The organism is Streptomyces sp. NPDC042100, from assembly GCF_055582325.1.
Map to the genome: position 1 here is coordinate 347,167 of NZ_JBVJDK010000009.1, position 18,084 is coordinate 365,250.

18 protein-coding genes are annotated in these 18,084 nt (G+C 71.2%); 10 read left to right on the forward strand and 8 right to left on the reverse strand.

The window, feature by feature from the left end:
* Nucleotide 1 precedes the first annotated feature (1 nt).
* From nadC to ACZ6J5_RS22470, 7 genes are all read left to right on the forward strand, one after another.
* Nucleotides 2-1,018 (forward strand): carboxylating nicotinate-nucleotide diphosphorylase, encoded by a 1,017-nt coding sequence (nadC, locus tag ACZ6J5_RS22440; RefSeq protein ID WP_469394114.1) that lies wholly within the window; start codon nucleotides 2-4, stop codon nucleotides 1,016-1,018.
* Nucleotides 1,018-1,824 (forward strand): type III pantothenate kinase, encoded by an 807-nt coding sequence (locus ACZ6J5_RS22445; protein ID WP_469394116.1) that lies wholly within the window; start codon nucleotides 1,018-1,020, stop codon nucleotides 1,822-1,824. The genes nadC and ACZ6J5_RS22445 overlap by 1 nt, the downstream gene beginning before the upstream one ends.
* 105 nt (nucleotides 1,825-1,929) lie before the next feature.
* On the forward strand, nucleotides 1,930-2,535 hold the full coding sequence (locus ACZ6J5_RS22450) for a hypothetical protein (protein WP_469394214.1): 606 nt from the start codon (nucleotides 1,930-1,932) through the stop codon (nucleotides 2,533-2,535).
* 14 nt (nucleotides 2,536-2,549) lie between these two features.
* The gene (locus ACZ6J5_RS22455) at nucleotides 2,550-2,726 is read left to right on the forward strand and encodes a hypothetical protein (RefSeq protein WP_469394117.1); all 177 of its coding nucleotides are present in this window, start codon (nucleotides 2,550-2,552) and stop codon (nucleotides 2,724-2,726) included.
* A gap of 130 nt (nucleotides 2,727-2,856) precedes the next feature.
* On the forward strand, nucleotides 2,857-3,279 hold the full coding sequence (locus tag ACZ6J5_RS22460) for a BlaI/MecI/CopY family transcriptional regulator (protein ID WP_469394119.1): 423 nt from the start codon (nucleotides 2,857-2,859) through the stop codon (nucleotides 3,277-3,279).
* 10 nt (nucleotides 3,280-3,289) lie between these two features.
* Nucleotides 3,290-3,805: an amino-acid N-acetyltransferase gene (locus tag ACZ6J5_RS22465; RefSeq protein WP_362469192.1), complete on the forward strand. Its 516-nt coding sequence runs from the start codon at nucleotides 3,290-3,292 to the stop codon at nucleotides 3,803-3,805.
* Between the two features lie 143 nt (nucleotides 3,806-3,948).
* A complete protein-coding gene (locus tag ACZ6J5_RS22470) occupies nucleotides 3,949-4,287 on the forward strand; it encodes a histone-like nucleoid-structuring protein Lsr2 (protein WP_362469190.1) in 339 nt (112 codons plus the stop codon).
* Here ACZ6J5_RS22470 and ACZ6J5_RS22475 read toward each other — a convergent pair.
* Nucleotides 4,266-4,886, reverse strand: coding sequence for an SCO3374 family protein (locus ACZ6J5_RS22475; RefSeq protein ID WP_469394122.1), 621 nt, complete (start codon nucleotides 4,884-4,886; stop codon nucleotides 4,266-4,268). The two genes, ACZ6J5_RS22470 and ACZ6J5_RS22475, sit on opposite strands and share 22 nt — an antisense overlap.
* Before the next feature lie 472 nt (nucleotides 4,887-5,358).
* Here ACZ6J5_RS22475 and ACZ6J5_RS22480 point away from each other — a divergent pair, with 472 nt between their 5' ends.
* Complete coding sequence (locus ACZ6J5_RS22480; protein ID WP_362469184.1) at nucleotides 5,359-7,881, forward strand: ATP-dependent Clp protease ATP-binding subunit; 2,523 nt, start codon at nucleotides 5,359-5,361, stop codon at nucleotides 7,879-7,881.
* 69 nt (nucleotides 7,882-7,950) lie between these two features.
* On the opposite strand, the gene ACZ6J5_RS22485 is transcribed toward ACZ6J5_RS22480, so the two are convergent.
* Nucleotides 7,951-10,719 carry an NACHT domain-containing protein gene (locus tag ACZ6J5_RS22485; protein ID WP_469394123.1) on the reverse strand — a complete coding sequence of 923 codons (2,769 nt, stop codon included), beginning with the start codon at nucleotides 10,717-10,719 and terminating at the stop codon, nucleotides 7,951-7,953.
* Nucleotides 10,716-11,060: a trypco2 family protein gene (locus ACZ6J5_RS22490; protein ID WP_469394125.1), complete on the reverse strand. Its 345-nt coding sequence runs from the start codon at nucleotides 11,058-11,060 to the stop codon at nucleotides 10,716-10,718. Before ACZ6J5_RS22490 ends, ACZ6J5_RS22485 begins: the two co-directional genes overlap by 4 nt.
* A gap of 464 nt (nucleotides 11,061-11,524) precedes the next feature.
* Here ACZ6J5_RS22490 and ACZ6J5_RS22495 point away from each other — a divergent pair, with 464 nt between their 5' ends.
* Complete coding sequence (locus ACZ6J5_RS22495; protein WP_469394127.1) at nucleotides 11,525-12,196, forward strand: M23 family metallopeptidase; 672 nt, start codon at nucleotides 11,525-11,527, stop codon at nucleotides 12,194-12,196.
* Nucleotides 12,197-12,257: 61 nt separating this feature from the next.
* On the opposite strand, the gene ACZ6J5_RS22500 is transcribed toward ACZ6J5_RS22495, so the two are convergent.
* Complete coding sequence (locus ACZ6J5_RS22500) at nucleotides 12,258-12,839, reverse strand: TetR/AcrR family transcriptional regulator (RefSeq protein WP_469394129.1); 582 nt, start codon at nucleotides 12,837-12,839, stop codon at nucleotides 12,258-12,260.
* A gap of 89 nt (nucleotides 12,840-12,928) precedes the next feature.
* On the opposite strand from ACZ6J5_RS22500, the gene ACZ6J5_RS22505 reads away from it, so the two are divergent.
* Nucleotides 12,929-14,536 (forward strand): MDR family MFS transporter, encoded by a 1,608-nt coding sequence (locus tag ACZ6J5_RS22505; protein ID WP_469394131.1) that lies wholly within the window; start codon nucleotides 12,929-12,931, stop codon nucleotides 14,534-14,536.
* Between the two features lie 158 nt (nucleotides 14,537-14,694).
* Here the strand turns inward: ACZ6J5_RS22505 and cseC are convergent, their stop codons facing one another.
* From cseC to ACZ6J5_RS22525, 4 genes are read right to left on the reverse strand one after another with little or no spacing between them, the layout of a single operon-like run.
* Nucleotides 14,695-16,008, reverse strand: coding sequence for a two-component system sensor histidine kinase CseC (cseC, locus tag ACZ6J5_RS22510; RefSeq protein ID WP_469394133.1), 1,314 nt, complete (start codon nucleotides 16,006-16,008; stop codon nucleotides 14,695-14,697).
* A 16-nt stretch (nucleotides 16,009-16,024) separates the two neighbouring features.
* Nucleotides 16,025-16,729 carry a two-component system response regulator CseB gene (gene cseB, locus ACZ6J5_RS22515; protein WP_469394135.1) on the reverse strand — a complete coding sequence of 235 codons (705 nt, stop codon included), beginning with the start codon at nucleotides 16,727-16,729 and terminating at the stop codon, nucleotides 16,025-16,027.
* 18 nt (nucleotides 16,730-16,747) lie between these two features.
* Entirely contained in the window at nucleotides 16,748-17,422 is a 675-nt protein-coding gene (locus ACZ6J5_RS22520) for a hypothetical protein (RefSeq protein WP_469394137.1), read from the reverse strand.
* A complete protein-coding gene (locus ACZ6J5_RS22525) occupies nucleotides 17,410-17,991 on the reverse strand; it encodes a SigE family RNA polymerase sigma factor (RefSeq protein ID WP_469394139.1) in 582 nt (193 codons plus the stop codon). Before ACZ6J5_RS22525 ends, ACZ6J5_RS22520 begins: the two co-directional genes overlap by 13 nt.
* Nucleotides 17,992-18,084: the final 93 nt, after the last annotated feature.

Consider the following 18,084-nt stretch of genomic DNA (forward strand, 5'->3'; position numbering starts at 1 on the left):
CGTGAGCACGCCCGAAGAAGCACGTCCGCAGCCCGTGGACGTTCCCCTGATCCAGATCAACGCGCCCGCCGAGGGCGGGGGCTGCGGCGACGGCTGCGGCTGTGGCGGCGGGGGGGAGGAGTTCGAGTGCGGGCTGGACCCGGCGCTCGCGCTGCTCCTCGCCGACGCGGGGCTCGACCCGGTGCAGGTCGAGGACATCGCGCACCTGGCGATCGCCGAGGACCTCGACGGCGGTGTCGACGTGACGACCGTGGCGACGGTGCCCGAGGAGGCCGTCGCGACCGCCGACTTCACCGCCCGCGAGGCGGGCGTGGTGGCGGGGCTGCGGGTCGCGGAGGCGGTCCTGTCGATCGTGTGCACCGACGAGTTCGAGGTCGAGCGGCACGTCGAGGACGGCGAGCGGGTCGAGGCCGGCACGACGCTGCTGAGCGTCACCGCCCGCACCCGCGACCTGCTGACCGGCGAGCGCAGCGCGCTGAACATCCTGTGCCGCCTGTCCGGCATCGCGACGGCCACCCGCGCCTGGGCGGACGCCCTGGAGGGCACCCGGGCGAAGGTCCGCGACACCCGCAAGACGACGCCGGGGCTGCGCGCCCTGGAGAAGTACGCGGTGCGCTGCGGCGGCGGCGTCAACCACCGGATGTCGCTGTCGGACGCGGCGCTGGTGAAGGACAACCACGTGGTGGCGGCCGGCGGCGTCGCGGAGGCCTTCAAGGCGGTGCGGGAGCTGTTCCCGGACGTGCCGATCGAGGTCGAGGTGGACACGATGCACCAGGTCCGCGAGGTGCTGGACGCGGGTGCCGACCTGATCCTGCTGGACAACTTCACCCCGGACGAGACCGCGGAGGCCGTGGCGCTGGTCGCCGGGCGGGCGGTCCTGGAGTCCTCGGGCCGGCTGACCCTGGAGAACGCGGCGGCGTACGCGGCGACCGGGGTGGACTACCTGGCGGTGGGCGGCCTCACGCACTCGTCGCCGATCCTCGACATCGGGCTCGACCTGCGTGAGGCGGCCGTCTGATGCTGCTCACGATCGACGTCGGCAACACCCAGACGGTCCTCGGCCTCTTCGACGGCGACGAGATCGTGGAGCACTGGCGCATCTCCACGGACCCGCGCCGCACCGCGGACGAGTGGGCGGTGCTGCTCCAGGGGCTGATGGGGATGCATCCGCTGCTCGGCGTCGAGCTGAGCGACGGCATCGGGGGGATCGCGATCTGCGCGACGGTCCCCTCGGTGCTGCACGAGCTGCGCGAGGTGACCCGCCGCTACTACGGGGACGTGCCGGCGGTCCTGGTGGAGCCGGGCGTGAAGACGGGCGTCCCGGTGCTCACGGACAATCCGAAGGAGGTCGGCGCCGACCGGGTGATCAACGCGGTCGCGGCGGTCGAGCTGTACGGCGGTCCGGCGATCGTCGTGGACTTCGGCACGGCGACGACGTACGACGCGGTGACCGCGCGCGGCGAGTACGCGGGCGGGGCGATCGCCCCGGGGATAGAGATCTCGGTGGAGGCGCTGGGCGTGAAGGGCGCCATGCTTCGCAAGATCGAGCTGGCCCGGCCGCGCAGCGTCATCGGGAAGAACACGGTCGAGGCCATGCAGTCGGGCATCGTCTTCGGGTACGCGGGCCAGGTGGACGGCGTGGTCTCGCGGATGCGGCGGGAGCTGGCCGGGCCGAACGGGGACCCCTCGCAGGTGAAGGTGATCGCCACCGGCGGTCTGGCGCCGATGGTGCTGGCCGACTCCAAGGAGATCGCCGCGCACGAGCCGTGGCTGACGCTGATCGGTCTGCGGCTGGTGTACGAACGCAACGTCTCGCGGATGTGAGCGTCCCGGCGGGACCGACCCGCCGGGAAGATCGAAAAGCGGCAGATTTGTCCGATTAGCGCGTATCGTCGGTCCATGCCCACGCCCTACGGATCCCGCGGCGGCATGGCGTTCAGCGCGGACGAGCTGCGTGTCCTGCGTCGCGCCCTCGCCACCGCGCTCAACCCCGCCCCCCTTCAGGACGACGACGTCCAGGACTGCCTGCGCCTGGCCGAGTCGGTGGACGAGTCGGTGGCCGAGGCGGGCCGGCTGCGCGCCTTCCTCCTCGCCGACCTGGTCCGCTACCGCCAGGCCCTGCCCGGCTCCCTGACGGGCTACCTGGAGCTCCTCCAGGACGCCCTGGCGGCCGGCTACGACCCCGGTGCCGACGACCTCGCGGCCCTGCGGGCGCTGCGGCACCACCCCGCCGCCGGCGCGCTGCTCGCCCGCTGCCAGGTGCTGGCGGAACGATCCGTCCGCGCCCGGCTGGCCCGCGTGGCCCAGGCGGGCGCCCCGGCCCGCGCCGTCGCCGCCGCCCCGCGCGCCCGGCTGCTGGCCCTGCCCGGCGGGCGCGCCGCCGAGGGCTCCGGGGCCGGCTCCGGGACGCCGGGCAAGCCCGCGCCGAAGCCGCCGGCGCCGGGCGAGCGCCCGGTCCCGAAGCCCTCGGAGGTCTTCCCGCCGCGCCGGCGCCCCGTACCCCCGCCCCCGCCCGAGGAACGCGCGGCGGGCTAGCTAGTCTGGGTGCCATGGACTACGTATCCGCGCTTCTGCCTCCCGTCGTGATGGCCGTCTTCTTCATCGGCCTGGTCGTCACGATCGTGAAGAGCCAGGGCGGACCGAACAAGGCCAAGGAGGACGCGATCGTGGACGCCGCCCTGGCCCGCGCCGAGTCCGCCAAGCAGCCGGGCGGCACCTCCGCCTAGCGGCCCGCGCACCCCGAGGACGTACGACCGCCGTCAGGCCGTACGTCCTTTTTGCTCTCTTGTGGGGCGTTTTCTTATTGAATGTGCGCCGATGGGGGATTATTCGGTGCCCGCGCACTAGGGTGGCGCTGTGCCCCGCCAATTGGGAGAGCTGGAAGACGCCGTCATGACCCGCGTCTGGCAATGGAACCGCCCGGTGACCGTCCGGGAAGTCCTGGAGGATCTCCAGCAGGAACGGTCCATCGCCTACACCACCGTCATGACGGTATTGGACAATCTCCATCAGAAGGGCTGGGTCCGCAGGGAAGTCGAGGGCCGCGCCTATCGATATACGGCGGTCTCGACCCGGGCCGCCTACTCGGCCGCACTGATGAACGAAGCCTGGGCGCAGAGCGACAACCCCGCCGCCGCCCTGGTCGCCTTCTTCGGCATGATGTCGCCCGAACAGCGCGAGGCCCTGAACGCCGCCGTGCGTATCGTCCAGGGGGCCGGTCCCGAGCCGAACGCGGCACCCGCGCAGGGCGACGCGGAACCGGATGCCGCGGGGCGATAACGTCCCCCCCATGCCTTCCGCCAATGCCGTCACCGTACGCCGGGCCCGCACCTCCGATGTCGCCGCCGTGCGCCGTCTCGTCGACCCCTTCGTGCGCCGCGGCATCCTGCTCGACAAAGCGACCGTGACGCTTTACGAGTCCATCCAGGAGTTCTGGGTCGCCGAACGCGACGAGGACGCGGCGGTCGTGGGCTGCGGTGCGCTCCACGTGATGTGGGAAGACCTCGCCGAAGTCCGCACTCTCGCCGTGGATCCCGACTTCAAGGGCGCCGGAGTGGGGCATCAGGTGCTGGACAAGTTGCTGCACACCGCCCGATGGCTCGGGGTGCGCCGGGTTTTCTGCCTCACCTTCGAAGTCGACTTCTTCGCGAAGCACGGCTTCGTCGAGATCGGGGAGACTCCGGTCGACGGAGATGTCTACAGCGAGCTCCTGCGTTCCTATGACGAGGGCGTCGCCGAGTTCCTGGGTCTCGAACGAGTGAAGCCGAACACCTTGGGCAACAGCCGGATGCTTCTGCACCTGTGAGCCGCCGGCTAAGCCGGTGTCTATGTCCGAATCGCGCACGTTTCCCGCGTTCCCGGGGTTCTGAACCTCTCCCAGGGGTTTGTGTTTTTCCGGGAAAAGCGGTTTCCTTTCCGCGTACTGCATTTTCGATGAAAGGAAATCCGGTGGCACAGAAGGTTCAGGTCCTTCTTGTCGATGACCTCGACGGCGGCGAGGCGGACGAGACCGTGACGTTCGCGCTGGACGGCAAGTCCTACGAGATCGACCTCACCACCGCCAACGCGGACAAGCTTCGCGACCTGCTCGATCCGTACACGAAGAGCGGTCGTCGTACCGGTGGCCGCAGCGCGGGCGCCCGGGGCAAGAGCCGCGTCGTCGCCTCGGGCGGCAGCCCGGACACCGCGAAGATCCGCGCGTGGGCCAAGGAGAACGGCTACAACGTGAACGACCGCGGCCGGGTGCCCGCGGAGATCAAGGCGGCCTACGAGGACGCCAACCGCTGAGGCGCCGGCTGCGGAGTCGCCTGGTCCGCCCCCCGCGGGTGGGTCCGGGCGGTGCTCAGCAGCCGCACCCGGTGGCACTCCGCGGCGGCCGCGGCCACCAGCCGCGCCAGACAGGGGGCGCCCGCCCCCTCGCCGACGGCACGCCCCCGCACGGCGGGCCGCAGGGCCGGCAGCGAGGACTCCACCTCGCGTCCGGGCTCCGGGGGCCTCAGCCACACCGGGGCGCCGGGGCTGCCGGAACGGCTCCAGCCAGGGGGAACGGGCGCGGCCATCCGGCCGTCGGTGCCCAGCGCGGCGAGATCCAGCGCGATCCCGCCCCACTCCAGCCACTCCAGCAGTCCGGGCAGCTCCTCCGCGCTCCCCGCGGCCACCAGCAGCCGCATCCGCCGCCCCATCAGGGCGACCGGTCCGGTGTCGGCGCCCATCCGGCGCAGCACCCCGCGACCCGCGGCGGCGGGCATCTCCAGCACGTCGAAGCGCAGCCCCGTCACGAGCTGCACCGGGGGCCCGGCCACCGTCGCCCAGCCGAGCTCGTGCTCGTACCACCGCGCCGTACCGCCGTCGAGCGGCGAGCGGGGGAGCGGGACGGTGAAGGCCATACCGGGGGAACGCCTCCGGGGGGTCCTTGGTTACGTGGCACGACGGCACCGGTGACCGATGGTCCTTGATCCGGTGCGCGGAGTGTCCATGATGGGGGCGTACGGGTGCATTCGAGAGCGCAAGGGTGTTCGCCCGTAGCGGAGGGAACAGGGGTGCGCCGCATGGAGTGTCCGTCCTTACGGGTAAGACATTCCATGTGAGGAGGGGTGGCTCGCGGGCAGTCGCGTCTCACGTTCGCCATCGGCGTACTGGAGTCGCGGGTAACCACTTGGCCTGCGGGAACATCGTCTCGCACCATCGAGTTGGAGCATTTGTCGGCTGTTCGGCAGCAGGTCTCCCCAGAAGTAAGGGGGTGATCCGGACGGATGTCGGCAGTTGGAATGAGCGGTCCCCGCTTGCGGGACTAAGCTGCGGAAGGACAGGGAGGGGATCGACCCCTAACTGACTGACCGCTCTGAGGAGCGATTAACGATGTTCGAGAGGTTCACCGACCGCGCGCGGCGGGTTGTCGTCCTGGCTCAGGAAGAAGCCCGGATGCTCAACCACAACTACATCGGCACCGAGCACATCCTCCTGGGCCTTATCCACGAGGGTGAGGGTGTCGCCGCTAAGGCCCTGGAGAGCCTCGGGATTTCGCTCGAGGCGGTCCGCCAGCAGGTGGAGGAGATCATCGGTCAGGGCCAGCAGGCCCCGTCCGGCCACATCCCCTTCACCCCTCGTGCCAAGAAGGTCCTGGAGCTGTCGCTCCGGGAGGCCCTCCAGCTCGGCCACAACTACATCGGCACCGAGCACATCCTGCTCGGCCTGATCCGCGAGGGCGAGGGCGTCGCCGCCCAGGTCCTCGTGAAGCTGGGCGCCGATCTCAACCGGGTCCGGCAGCAGGTCATCCAGCTGCTCTCCGGCTACCAGGGCAAGGAAGCCGCCACCGCCGGCGGTCCTGCCGAGGGCACGCCCTCGACGTCCCTGGTCCTCGACCAGTTCGGCCGCAACCTCACCCAGGCGGCCCGCGAATCCAAGCTCGACCCGGTCATCGGGCGCGAGAAGGAGATCGAGCGGGTCATGCAGGTGCTGTCCCGCCGCACCAAGAACAACCCGGTCCTCATCGGCGAGCCCGGCGTCGGCAAGACCGCCGTCGTCGAGGGCCTGGCGCAGGCCATCGTCAAGGGCGAGGTGCCCGAGACCCTCAAGGACAAGCACCTCTACACCCTGGACCTCGGCGCGCTGGTCGCCGGCTCCCGCTACCGCGGTGACTTCGAGGAGCGCCTGAAGAAGGTCCTCAAGGAGATCCGCACCCGCGGCGACATCATCCTGTTCATCGACGAGCTCCACACCCTCGTGGGTGCGGGCGCCGCCGAGGGCGCGATCGACGCCGCCAGCATCCTCAAGCCGATGCTGGCCCGCGGTGAGCTCCAGACCATCGGTGCCACCACGCTCGACGAGTACCGCAAGTACCTGGAGAAGGACGCCGCGCTGGAGCGCCGCTTCCAGCCCATCCAGGTCGCCGAGCCCTCGCTGCCGCACACCATCGAGATCCTCAAGGGTCTGCGCGACCGCTACGAGGCCCACCACCGCGTCTCCATCACGGACGAGGCGCTGGTGCAGGCCGCGACGCTGGCCGACCGCTACATCTCGGACCGCTTCCTCCCGGACAAGGCGATCGACCTGATCGACGAGGCCGGCTCCCGGATGCGCATCCGCCGGATGACCGCGCCGCCGGACCTCCGCGAGTTCGACGAGAAGATCGCCTCCGTCCGCCGGGACAAGGAGTCCGCGATCGACTCGCAGGACTTCGAGAAGGCCGCCTCCCTGCGCGACAAGGAGAAGCAGCTCCTCGCCGCGAAGACCAAGCGGGAGAAGGAGTGGAAGGCCGGCGACATGGACGTCGTCGCCGAGGTGGACGGCGAGCTCATCGCCGAGGTCCTCGCGACCGCCACCGGCATCCCGGTCTTCAAGCTGACCGAGGAGGAGTCGAGCCGCCTGCTGCGCATGGAGGACGAGCTCCACAAGCGCGTCATCGGCCAGAAGGACGCCGTGAAGGGCCTCTCGCGGGCCATCCGCCGTACGCGGGCCGGTCTGAAGGACCCGAAGCGCCCCGGTGGCTCGTTCATCTTCGCCGGCCCGTCCGGTGTCGGTAAGACCGAGCTGTCCAAGGCGCTCGCCGAATTCCTCTTCGGCGACGAGGACGCGATGATCTCCCTCGACATGTCGGAGTTCAGCGAGAAGCACACGGTTTCCCGGCTCTTCGGCTCGCCGCCCGGATACGTGGGCTACGAAGAGGGCGGCCAGCTCACCGAGAAGGTGCGCCGCAAGCCGTTCTCCGTGGTCCTCTTCGACGAGGTCGAGAAGGCCCACCCCGATATCTTCAATTCCCTTCTCCAGATCCTGGAGGACGGTCGCCTGACCGACTCCCAGGGCCGGGTCGTGGACTTCAAGAACACGGTCATCATCATGACGACCAACCTCGGGACCAGGGACATCTCGAAGGGCTTCAACCTGGGCTTCGCGGCCCAGGGCGACACGAAGTCCAACTACGAGCGGATGAAGGCGAAGGTCAGCGACGAGCTGAAGCAGCACTTCCGCCCGGAGTTCCTCAACCGTGTGGACGACATCATCGTCTTCCCGCAGCTGACCCAGGACGACATCCTCCAGATCGTCGACCTGATGATCAGCCGCGTGGACGAGCGCCTGAAGGACCGGGACATGGGCATCGAGCTCTCCCAGTCCGCGAAGGAGCTCCTCTCCAAGAAGGGCTACGACCCCGTGATGGGCGCCCGGCCGCTGCGCCGGACGATCCAGCGCGAGATCGAGGACACCCTGTCGGAGAAGATCCTCTTCGGTGAGCTGCGCCCCGGTCACATCGTGGTCGTGGACACGGAGGGCGAGGGCGACGAGCGCACCTTCACCTTCCGCGGCGAGGAGAAGTCGGCCCTGCCGGACGTGCCTCCGATCGAGGCGGCGGGCGGGGCGGGTCCGAACCTGTCCAAGGAAGCCTGACGCTGATCATCGGCTGACGCCGTGAGGGGCGGCCCCGGAACCTTCTGGTTCCGGGGCCGCCCCTTTTCGTCACTTGACGGTCAGCCGGTCGCCGAGGGCGGCGGCGCCGTGGATGTTCTTGAGCGGGACGCCGGTGATCGTGATCGTGAGGGCGTGGGGAAGCGCGTGGAGCGGGGTCAGATCGAGAGTCCCGTCGCCCTTTCGTATGTGGCTGAGTTCGAGGAGCCTGAGATTGGACAGCCCCCCGATCGCGTCCACGCGGGTGATGCGGGGGCAGTTGCTGACGAGCAGGCCGCGGAGCTGGGAGCAGTCGAGTGACGCCAGGAAGTCGAGCGTCTCCAGCTGATCGTTGATGGCGATGCTGAGGTGCCGGAGCGGGCGGTTGCCGAGTGACTCGACGATCTTCGCCGCGGGCAGGTCGCCCATGACGAGGACCTGCTTGAGGTGGGGCAGCTCCCGCAGCAACCGCAGTTGTTCCGCTCCGTAGGCGCTGACCAGGAAGTGGTCTCCCAGGTGGGTGAGGACCTCGCGGGCGAAGGGCGCCGCCGGGAAGCTGTCCCAGCTCGTGGAGAACCGGTGGGCCTCACCGGCCTCGGCGAACGCCCGGGCGTACGGGAGCGAGGCCGACCCGCCGATGACGGAGATCAGCTCGGTGACCGTGTCGAGGGTGTCCTTGGACGTCTGCGCGGGGCCGGGCAGCAGGGGCAGCACGTACTCGCCGAGCCGGGCCAGCTGGATCCGCTGCTCCGGGTTCCGTGGCGGCAGGACCGACGTCACGGCCCTCCGTACGCGCCTCCGCAGGTTCTCGTCCAGCCAGGCCGCGTGCTGGGAGGCCAGCGCCGCCAGGACGTACAGGGTGGTCTTCAGGTCGCCCTTGCGTGTTCTGGAGCCCGCCTCCAGGAGGCCCGTCACCAGGATCGGCAGGTCGCGCCGTCCGCAGTGGCCGGCGGCCAGCAGGAGGACGTCGTGCCACTGCTGGTCGTGGGCGTGGCGGAGGAGTTCCGGGAGGACGCCGTCCTCGACGAACTCCTTCGCGGCGAGGAAGTCCTGGAAGGTGCGGTGGGCGAACTGGAAGACATCGTCCGTGCGCTCCTGGAGGAGGCCGCTGCGGTTGACGAGGTGGGTGAGGATGTCCGTCGTGCTGCCCTGGTCCCGGACGCGGGGCATACCGGGCAGGTCGCGCTCCAGGCGCTGTACGGCCTGTTCGCGGGTGAACTCGGTGTGGCCGACGCGGACCAGCCACGCGGCCAGGCGCTGGAGGAGCTGGGTGTGCTCCTCCACGGTCATGCGGATGCCGTCCGGGGCGTCGATCCGGCGCCGTTCGTCGCGGCTGCCGAGCAGCATCCGGAGGGCGGAGTCGTACAGCTCCCAGCGGTTCTCGGGGAGGAAGCCCTCCCGCTGGCGGTGCAGGGCGCAGATCACCGCGCAGAGGAGCGGGGTCCTGGCCAGCTCGGCGAGGTTCGGGTTGTGGCGGAACTGCTGGGCCAGGTCCTGTTCGAGGTCGGCCAGGTTCTCGCCGTCGGGCGAGTCGAGGCGGGCGGCCTCGTGCCAGGCGGCGACGAAGGCCTGGATGTCGTCGCCGCGCAGGGGGAGGAGGGTGAGCTCCTCGAAGCCCTCGGCGCCCAGCCAGTCGGCGGCCACGGCGTGCGGGCGCACGGTCGCCACGCAGCGGGTGCCGGGGTAGCGGGCCAGCAGGTCGCCGAGCCAGGTGTGGGCGTCGTCGCGGTCGGCGGGGGTGACCTCGTCCAGGCCGTCGACGAGGAGCAGTCCGCGTCCGGCGGTCAGGACGCGGCCCGCCCAGCCGTCCGGCGCGCCGTCGACCATCAGGCCGGCGACGCCGGGCAGCGCGGCCGGGGTCGGGAAGCCCTTGCCGCGGGCCCGCAGGGAGCGCAGCGGGACGACGAAGGGGACGAGGCCGTTGAGCTCGGCGAGCTCCGGGCTGAGGGTTCCGGCGGCGGCGTGGGCGGCCAGCCACCACATGAGGGTGGTCTTGCCGGCGCCCGCGTCGCCGCGCAGCAGGACGCGGGGGCGGGTGGCGAGCAGGTCGTCGACGCGGCGGGGGACGGGGACGGCCTCCTGGTCGCGGGAGGCGGCCTCCAGGGAGAGGTAGGCGGTGTCGAGGTCCCATTCGGAGGCGCGCTTGCCGAGCTCGTCGAGGCCGAAGATCCGGGTGCGGCGGTAGGCGGCGCCGAGGGCTTCCGCGTACTCCTCCTCGTAGGGCTGGTCCCGGGTGTGGGGGGTGAGGAGGGCGGTGACGGCGCCGAGCCAGCGGCTCGCCTCCTCGTCCGCGAGGAGGGCGGTGAGGGGGACGCACTCCAGGCGCCGGTGGCCGCGCCCGCGCGGGACGGCGCGGACGACGCCGAGCAGGCTGCCCTCGACGAGGACGGGGGCTCCGGAGAGGCCGGCGAGCGGGGAGGGGCCGTCCTCGTCGGCGGTGGCGGGCGGGTGGTCCAGCTCGACGGTGAGGGTGCGGCGGAGCAGCCCGGCCATGGGCAGGACGGTGCCGGTGTACTGGTCGAGGTCGGGTTTGCGCCCGTCGTAGCGCTGGATGCGGGGGAAGCCCCGGATCTCGCAGCCGGGGACCGGGCGGTCGGTGGCGACCGAGCCGATCCGGGGGGCGGTGCCGAGGTCCTCGGGGCTCGACAGCAGGGCCGCGTCGAGCCGGTCGTCGGACCAGACGACCTGTAAGCGCGAGAGCCCGGACCGGCCGGGCCGCGCGATGTCGGCGCTGTGGGCGCCGCCCACCACGTGGGCGCTGGTCAGGACCAGGCGGGGGGCGACGAGGACGCCGGTGCCCTGCTGCCGGCCGAAGACGGCGAAGACGATGTCCGCCGTCACCGGTCGCCGGCTCCGGCCCCGAAGCCGGACAGGTCCGTCTCCTCCTCGTTCCCCACCAGCCAGGGTCCGCCCGTCGCGGCGGTGCGGGGCTTGAGGGTGAAGGCGACGCGGTGGGTCTCGCCCCGGGTGCGGGCGGCGTCGGCGCCGGCTTCGACGACCCAGGCCTTCACCTTGGTGCCGCCCTTGAGCTCCTTGCGGAGCTCGATGGTGAACTCCATCTGTATGTCGCCGACCTCGAAGGCGACGGGCTGTCCGGTGGCGCGGGCGGCGGCGTCGACGAGCTGGTCGCGGACGGCGGCGATGGCGTCGGCGAGTTCGATCTCGGTGATGTCCTCGGTCATGTCTCGGAAGTTAGTGCCGCGCGGAGGGTCGTGGAGGGTGTTCCGGAGGGTTCGGTCGCGTGACCCAGGTCCCATCGGCGGGGGTGGGGTGGTGACAAGCCGCACAGGGGTTTCGGGGGGTACTAGGGGGAATAGTCGGTCGTTCCCGGGGGAGCGGGCCCCGGAAGCGGCCTGCGGGCCGGGACTTTGGTCCCGAAGGTTCCGAACGGGACATCGTGCGGCCTTTCGGGCGGTTCGGGGTGCCCGCGACGTGGGGTTAAACCGATCGATCGCGGGCGTTATGTCCGGTTTCGCGTATCGTCCCGGGGGCCGTCAAGGGGCGATCCGCCTTGGAGGTCGCTACGAGGTGATGTCGTAGATGGGGTGTTTTGGGATGACTGGGGGTGCGGGTTACCAAGGATGAGCAAGCCCGGCGTCGACCGCTGTCGCGTCGGGTCCCGTTCTGTCCGGAGGTTCTCCCCCGTATGTCGAAGCGCGTCATGAAGCCCAGCATCCGTATCGCCGCCGTCGCCACCCTCGCCACCGCCGGCCTGGGAGCGTCGCTGGTGGCCGGGGCCGGGTCCGCCTTCGCCGCCGAGGGCACGTCCGCCGTCGCGGGCACCGCGACCGCCACGTCCGCCGCGATCGCGAACCAGGCCGCCACCCAGGCCAAGGCCGCCCAGGTGAAGGCCGCCGCCGTCAAGGCGCAGGCCAAGACCGTCACCGCCAAGAAGGCGGCCGGCTGGGTCAAGCCCGTCAGCGCCTACACCCTCAGCGCCAGCTACAACCAGGGCGGCGCCATGTGGGCCCACAAGCACTCCGGCCAGGACTTCGCCGTCCCGACCGGCACCCCGGTCAAGGCCGCCGCGGCCGGCACCGTCGTCAAGGCCGGCCCCAACGGTGGCGGCGACGGCCCCGCGTACGGCAACGCGATCGTCGTGAAGCACGCCAACGGCACGTACTCGCAGTACGCGCACCTGTCGAAGATCCAGGTCAACGTCGGCCAGAAGGTCGGCGCCGGCCAGCGGATCGCCCTCTCGGGCAACACCGGCAACAGCTCCGGCCCGCACCTGCACTTCGAGATCCGCACCACCCCGAACTACGGCTCCGCCGTGAACCCGGCCGCCTTCCTGCGGTCCCACGGCGTCTCCATCTGACGATGACGGCGTGACGGCGTGACGGCGCTCCGGCGCCGACAACGGCGGTCTGCGACAGGTCCTAGCGGTCCTGGTGGGTCTGACCGATCAGATCGAGGGCGACCTCGAGGACGGCTTCGTGCTTCTCCTCGGTGTCGCCCTCGATGTTCTCCATGAAGAACGTGCCGGCGTGCATGGTGAAGATCGCGCTGACCGAGCGCACCTTGTCGGTCATCGAGAAGTCCGGCTCCTGGAGCAGGCCGACCATCGCGATCATGCGCTCCTTGAAGGTCAGGCCGATGCTCAGCTCGCGCACGGTGGCCTGGTTCTCCTGCATGAAGCGGAAGAGCGGGGCGGCGGCCAGCAGGGCCACCTGGTAGCGGCGCAGGATCTCCCGCTTGTTCTCCAGGGTGCGGGGCTGCTCGCCGCCCCAGGCGATCAGCTCGTCCATGGGACGGGTGAGGTCCTCGAAGATGCCGATCAGGATGTCTTCCTTGGTCTTGAAGTGGTAGTACAGCGCGGCCTTGGTGACGTCGAGGCGTTCCGCGATCTCGCGCAGGGAGGTCTTCTCGTACCCCTGCTCGGCGAAGAGTTCGAGGGCCACGTCCTGGATGCGCTGGCGGGTGTTGCCTCGGGCCTGGGCCATGGTCTCTCGCTTCCACATGAACTTACTTGACGACCGGCAAGTGCGGGGTCTACCGTCCCCAGTGTAATAACTAGCCGGGCGGCAAGTAAGGAAACGGGGCGCACGACATGGCGACGAAACAGACTGGGCAGGAACCGGCCGTGGCGGAGGGCAAGCAGCCGCGCAGCGTCCGCGTCGTCCTGCTCGCCCTCATGATCGCGATGCTCCTCGCGATGCTGGACAACATGATCATCGGCACCGCGATGCCGACCATCGTCGGTGAGCTCGGCGGCCTGGAGCACCTCTCCTGGGTCGTCACCGCCTACACCCTGGCCACCGCCGCCTCCACCCCGATCTGGGGCAAGCTCGGCGACATGTTCGGGCGCAAGGGCGTCTTCCTCACCTCGATCGTGATCTTCCTGGTCGGCTCCGCGCTCAGCGGCATGGCGCAGGACATGGGCCAGCTCATCGGCTTCCGCGCGATCCAGGGCCTGGGCGCCGGCGGTCTGATGGTCGGCGTGATGGCGATCATCGGCGACCTGATCCCGCCCCGTGAGCGCGGCAAGTACCAGGGCATGATGGCCGGCGTGATGGCCCTCGCCATGATCGGCGGACCGCTCGTCGGCGGCTCCATCACCGACCACTGGGGCTGGCGCTGGTCCTTCTACATCAACCTGCCGCTCGGCGCCGTGGCCCTCGCCATGGTCACCGCCGTGCTGCACCTGCCGAAGAAGGAGCGCGCCACCGGCACCCGCATCGACTTCCTCGGCGCGGCCCTGCTGACCGTCGGCATCACCGCGATCGTGCTGGTCACCACCTGGGGCGGCACGGAGTACGCCTGGGGCTCGGCCACCATCGTCGGTCTCGCGGTCGGCGGCGTCCTGGCCCTCGTGGCCTTCCTCTTCGTCGAGACCCGCGCGAGCGACCCGATCATGCCGCTGCACATCTTCCGCAGCCGCAACTTCAGCCTGATGTCCATGATCGGCTTCATCACCGGCTTCGTGATGTTCGGCGCGGTCCTCTTCCTGCCGCTGTTCCAGCAGTCCGTCCAGGGCGCCTCGGCCACCAACTCCGGCCTGCTGCTCCTGCCGATGCTGCTGTCGATGATGGTCGTCTCGCTGGTCGTCGGCCGGGTCACCACCAACAGCGGCAAGTACAAGGCCTTCCCGATCATCGGCGGCGCGCTCATGGTCGCGGGCCTGTACCTGCTGTCCACCATGGACACCGACACCACCCGCTTCCTCTCCGGTGTCTACATGGCCGTCCTCGGTGCCGGCATGGGCTTCCTGATGCAGATCACCATGCTCGTCGCGCAGAACAGCGTCGAGATGAAGGACATGGGCGTCGCGTCCTCCTCGACCACCCTGTTCCGGACCCTCGGCTCCTCCTTCGGCGTCGCGATCATGGGCGCCCTGTTCACGAGCAAGGTGCAGGACGAGATGGCGGCCCGCGGCGGCGGCGCGGCGACCGCGCACTCGGCGCAGCTCGACGCGGCCAGCCTGGCCCGGCTGCCGGAGGCGGTCCGCGAGGCGTACCAGCACGCGGTGGCCGCCGGCACCCACTCCGCCTTCCTGGTCGGCGCGGCCGTCGCCGTCCTCGGCTTCGCCCTCGCCTTCTTCGTCAAGGAGGTCGCCCTGCGCGGCACCGGCCCGGCGAAGCCGGAGACGGCGGAGGCCGGCGGGCCGGCGGGCCCCGCCGGGACCGTGGGCGCCCCCAAGGCCGCCGAGACCGTCTGACCCCCGCGCCCGCGCCCGTATCCACGGATCCGCGTACGCCGATCCCCACGCGAACGGCCCCCTCACCCAGCGGTGAGGGGGCCGTTCCGTGCGCGCGGGGCGTCTCAGTCCGCTCAGTCCGTTCAGCCCGTTCAGTCCGTTCAGCCCGTTCAGCCCGTTCAGTCCGCGAGCCGCAGCACCGGGAAGCTGCCCGTGGCCGTCGGGGCGTGTTCCGGGAGCCACAGGACCGCGATGGCGCCGCCCGCCCCGTCCGGGGTGCCCTCGGGGGCCGCGTTGCGGAAGGTGAGCCGGGCACCGAGGACCCGGGCCTGGCCGGCGGCGATGGTCAGGCCCAGGCCGTGGCCCTGGCCCGCGCGGTCGCTGCTGCCCGTGCGGAAGCGGCTCGGGCCGTCCTGGAGGAGCGCCTCGGGGAAGCCGGGCCCGTGGTCGCGGACCCGGACCACGCGGCCCTCGACGGTGACCTCGACCGGGCCCTTGCCGTGCTTGGCGGCGTTGGCCAGGAGGTTGCCCAGGATGCGCTCCAGGCGGCGCGGGTCGGTGCTGACCCAGGACTCGTGGACGACCCGGACGACCGCCTCCGGGTCCAGCACCCGCACCCGCCGCGCCACGAACTCGCCCAGCGCGAGCTCCTGCAGCTCGGCCCGCTCGGAGGCGCTGTCGAGCCGGGCCACCTCCAGCACGTCCTCGACCAGGGTCCGCATGGCCTGTGCCCGGTCCCGCACCAGCTCGCTGGGGCGCCCGGGCGGCAGCAGCTCGGCGGCCGTGAGCAGTCCGGTGACCGGGGTGCGCAGCTCGTGCGCGATGTCCGCGGTGACCCGCCGCTCGGCCTCGATCCGCTCGTTCAGGGCGTCGGTGAGGGCGTCGACGGCGCGGGCCAGCTCGTCGGTCTCGTCGCGTACGAATCCGCCGATGGCGTCCCGCACCCGGACGTCGGTGTTGCCCTGGGCGACCCGGCCGGCCGCGGCGGCGGCCTTGCGCAGCCGCCGGGAGAGCTGGCCGCCGATGAGCACGCCGAGGGCGCAGCCGCCGAAGACCACCGACACGGAGCCGATGATCAGGGCCCGGTCCAGGTCCTTCATGATCGTGGCGCTGCGGTCGGCGAAGGGGACGTGCAGGGAGAGCACGTCGCCGTTGCCGAGCGGGAGCGCGGCCCACACCTCGGGCGGGCCGTCGCGGTGCTCCTGGACGTATGTGCCGCGCCGCTTCTCGCGCATGAGCTGGTCGAGCTGCGGCGGCAGCGCCGGGTCGTTGATCTTGGTACCGAAGCGCGGTTCCTTCGGCTTGGAGGTCTCGTACACGCGCTGCGCGAACTGCAGCCGCCACATCTGCGCGTCGCGCGCGTTGTCGAGCATCGAGACCCGGGCCGCGTTGTGGACGACGAGGCTGAGGGTGACCGCGATGAGGGCGCCGACCGCCGCGATGGCGACGGCGATCTTCCAGCGGACCCCCGTACGGAGAGCGAGCCCCTTCACCACCTGCTGACCTGCTTCATCCCTTGAGCTTGTACCCGAAACCGCGGACGGTCTCGATCCGGTCCTGACCGATCTTCGTGCGCAGCCGCTGCACGTGGACGTCCACCACGCGGGTGTCGCCGCCCCAGCCGTAGTCCCAGACGCGCTCCAGGAGCTTGTCGCGGGAGAGCACGGTGCCGGGGGCCGAGGAGAACTCCAGGAGCAGCCGCATCTCGGTCGGGGTGAGCGCGACCGTGGCCCCGGCCCGGCGCACCTCCATGCCCTCGGTGTCGATCTCCAGGTCGCCGAAGGCGAGCGGTCCGGCCTCGGCGGCCTCCTCGCGCCCGCCGTCGCCGGCGCCCGGCCCGCCCGCGTGGCCGAAGCGGCGCAGCACGGCGCGGATCCGGGCCATCAGCACGGAGCCGTCGAAGGGTTTGGTCACGTAGTCGTCGGCCCCGGCCTCCAGGCCGAGGACGACGTCGATGGAGTCGGCCCGCGCCGACAGCATGATGACCGGCACGGTCGACTCGTCGCGGATCCGCCGGCAGAGGCTGACGCCGTCCATGCCGGGCAGCATCACGTCGAGGAGCGCGATGTCGGGGCGGTTCGCGCGGAAGGCCTCAAGACCGGACAGCCCGTCGGGCATGGCGGTCACCGTGAAGCCGTCCCGCTCCAGCGCGAGCTGGGTGGCTTCCCGGATGACGTCGTCGTCCTCGACGAACAGGACATGGGTCTCGGCCATGGTGCGCCTCGCCGCCCTTCAGTTCGCGGGCTCGCTCGGCGCGGGCTGGACACCTTCGATGCCTCCGTCGCCGACGGCCTTGCTGTAGTCGTTGTGCACCCAGTCGTGCTGGGTGAACTTGTTCCCCGCCCAGCGGTAGGTGATGACGTCCTCGCCCGACGGGTACGCCACGGGGTCGCCCTTCGCGTACACCTGCTTGGTGACGACGAGGTCGCCTCGGTCGATGGCCCCGTAGACGGCGGCGTCCTCGGCCATGAAGACGTTGGTGTACCGGTTGTTCTCCTCGCGGTACACGTAGGTGCCGATGCCGACGGCGTCCCCGCAGGTCATCACGTTGACGACGACGTCGGGCGAGGTCGAGTTCGTCAGGTTCCCGTACGAGGTGTCGACCGGGTAGGCGTTCGCGGTGCACGGCTTCAGGTCGGCCTTGAGCCGCTGGCCGATCTTCGGGTCGCCCTTCAGCAGCGCGATCGGGTCGACCCGGTCGGCGGCAGGCCCCGCGTCGCTCTGCGCGGCGGCGGGGGGCGGTGAGGTGGTGGGGGCCGTGGACGCGACCTCGTCGGGCCGGGCCGGGCCCTCGTCGCGGGAGCCGGTCCCGCCGGTCGAACAGCCGGCGACGAGCACGCCGACGGCGGCGAGCCCGGCCACCGCCGTGATGCTCGCCGCCCGTTCTCTGCCGCTCAGGCCGCGCAACGCTCCCGCTCCCGTTCGCCTCGTCCGGTGGTGGACCGCTCCAGGACCCCCGCGTGCAGGGCGCGGGCGTCGCCCTCGGCGGCCCGGCTCTCCAGTTCCTGCCGCAGCCGGGCGAGCGCGCGGTGGAGCGTGCTCTTCACCGTACCGGTCGACATGCCGAGCGCGGCGGCGGTCTCCTCGGTGCTCATCTGCTCCCAGTGACGCAGCACGACGACGCTGCGCTGCTTGGGCGCGAGCACCTTCAGGATGTCCATGAGCAGGGCCCGGTCGGCGTGCTGCTCGGTGGCGTCCTCGACGCGGGCGTCGGGCAGCTGCTCGGTGGGGACCTCTTCGAGCTTGCGGGCGCGCCACCACTCGGTCCGGGTGTTGATCATGACCCGGCGGAGGTAGGCGTCGGCCAGCGACTTGTCCGCGATGCCGTCCCAGCGGCCGTACGTGCGGACCAGCGCGGTCTGCAGCAGGTCCTGCGCGTCCACCGGGTCGGGCACCAGCCGACGGGCGCTGCGCAGCAGCGCGTCCTGCCGAGTGCGTACGTACTCCTCGAAGTCGAGCACCTCGCCGTGCGCCATGCCGAACCGCCTCCGATCCCCGTGAACAAGCCCTGTCCGCTTACGTCGAAGACGCTACGGAGCTCGTGTCACGGGGTTGTGCGTGGCAGCCGT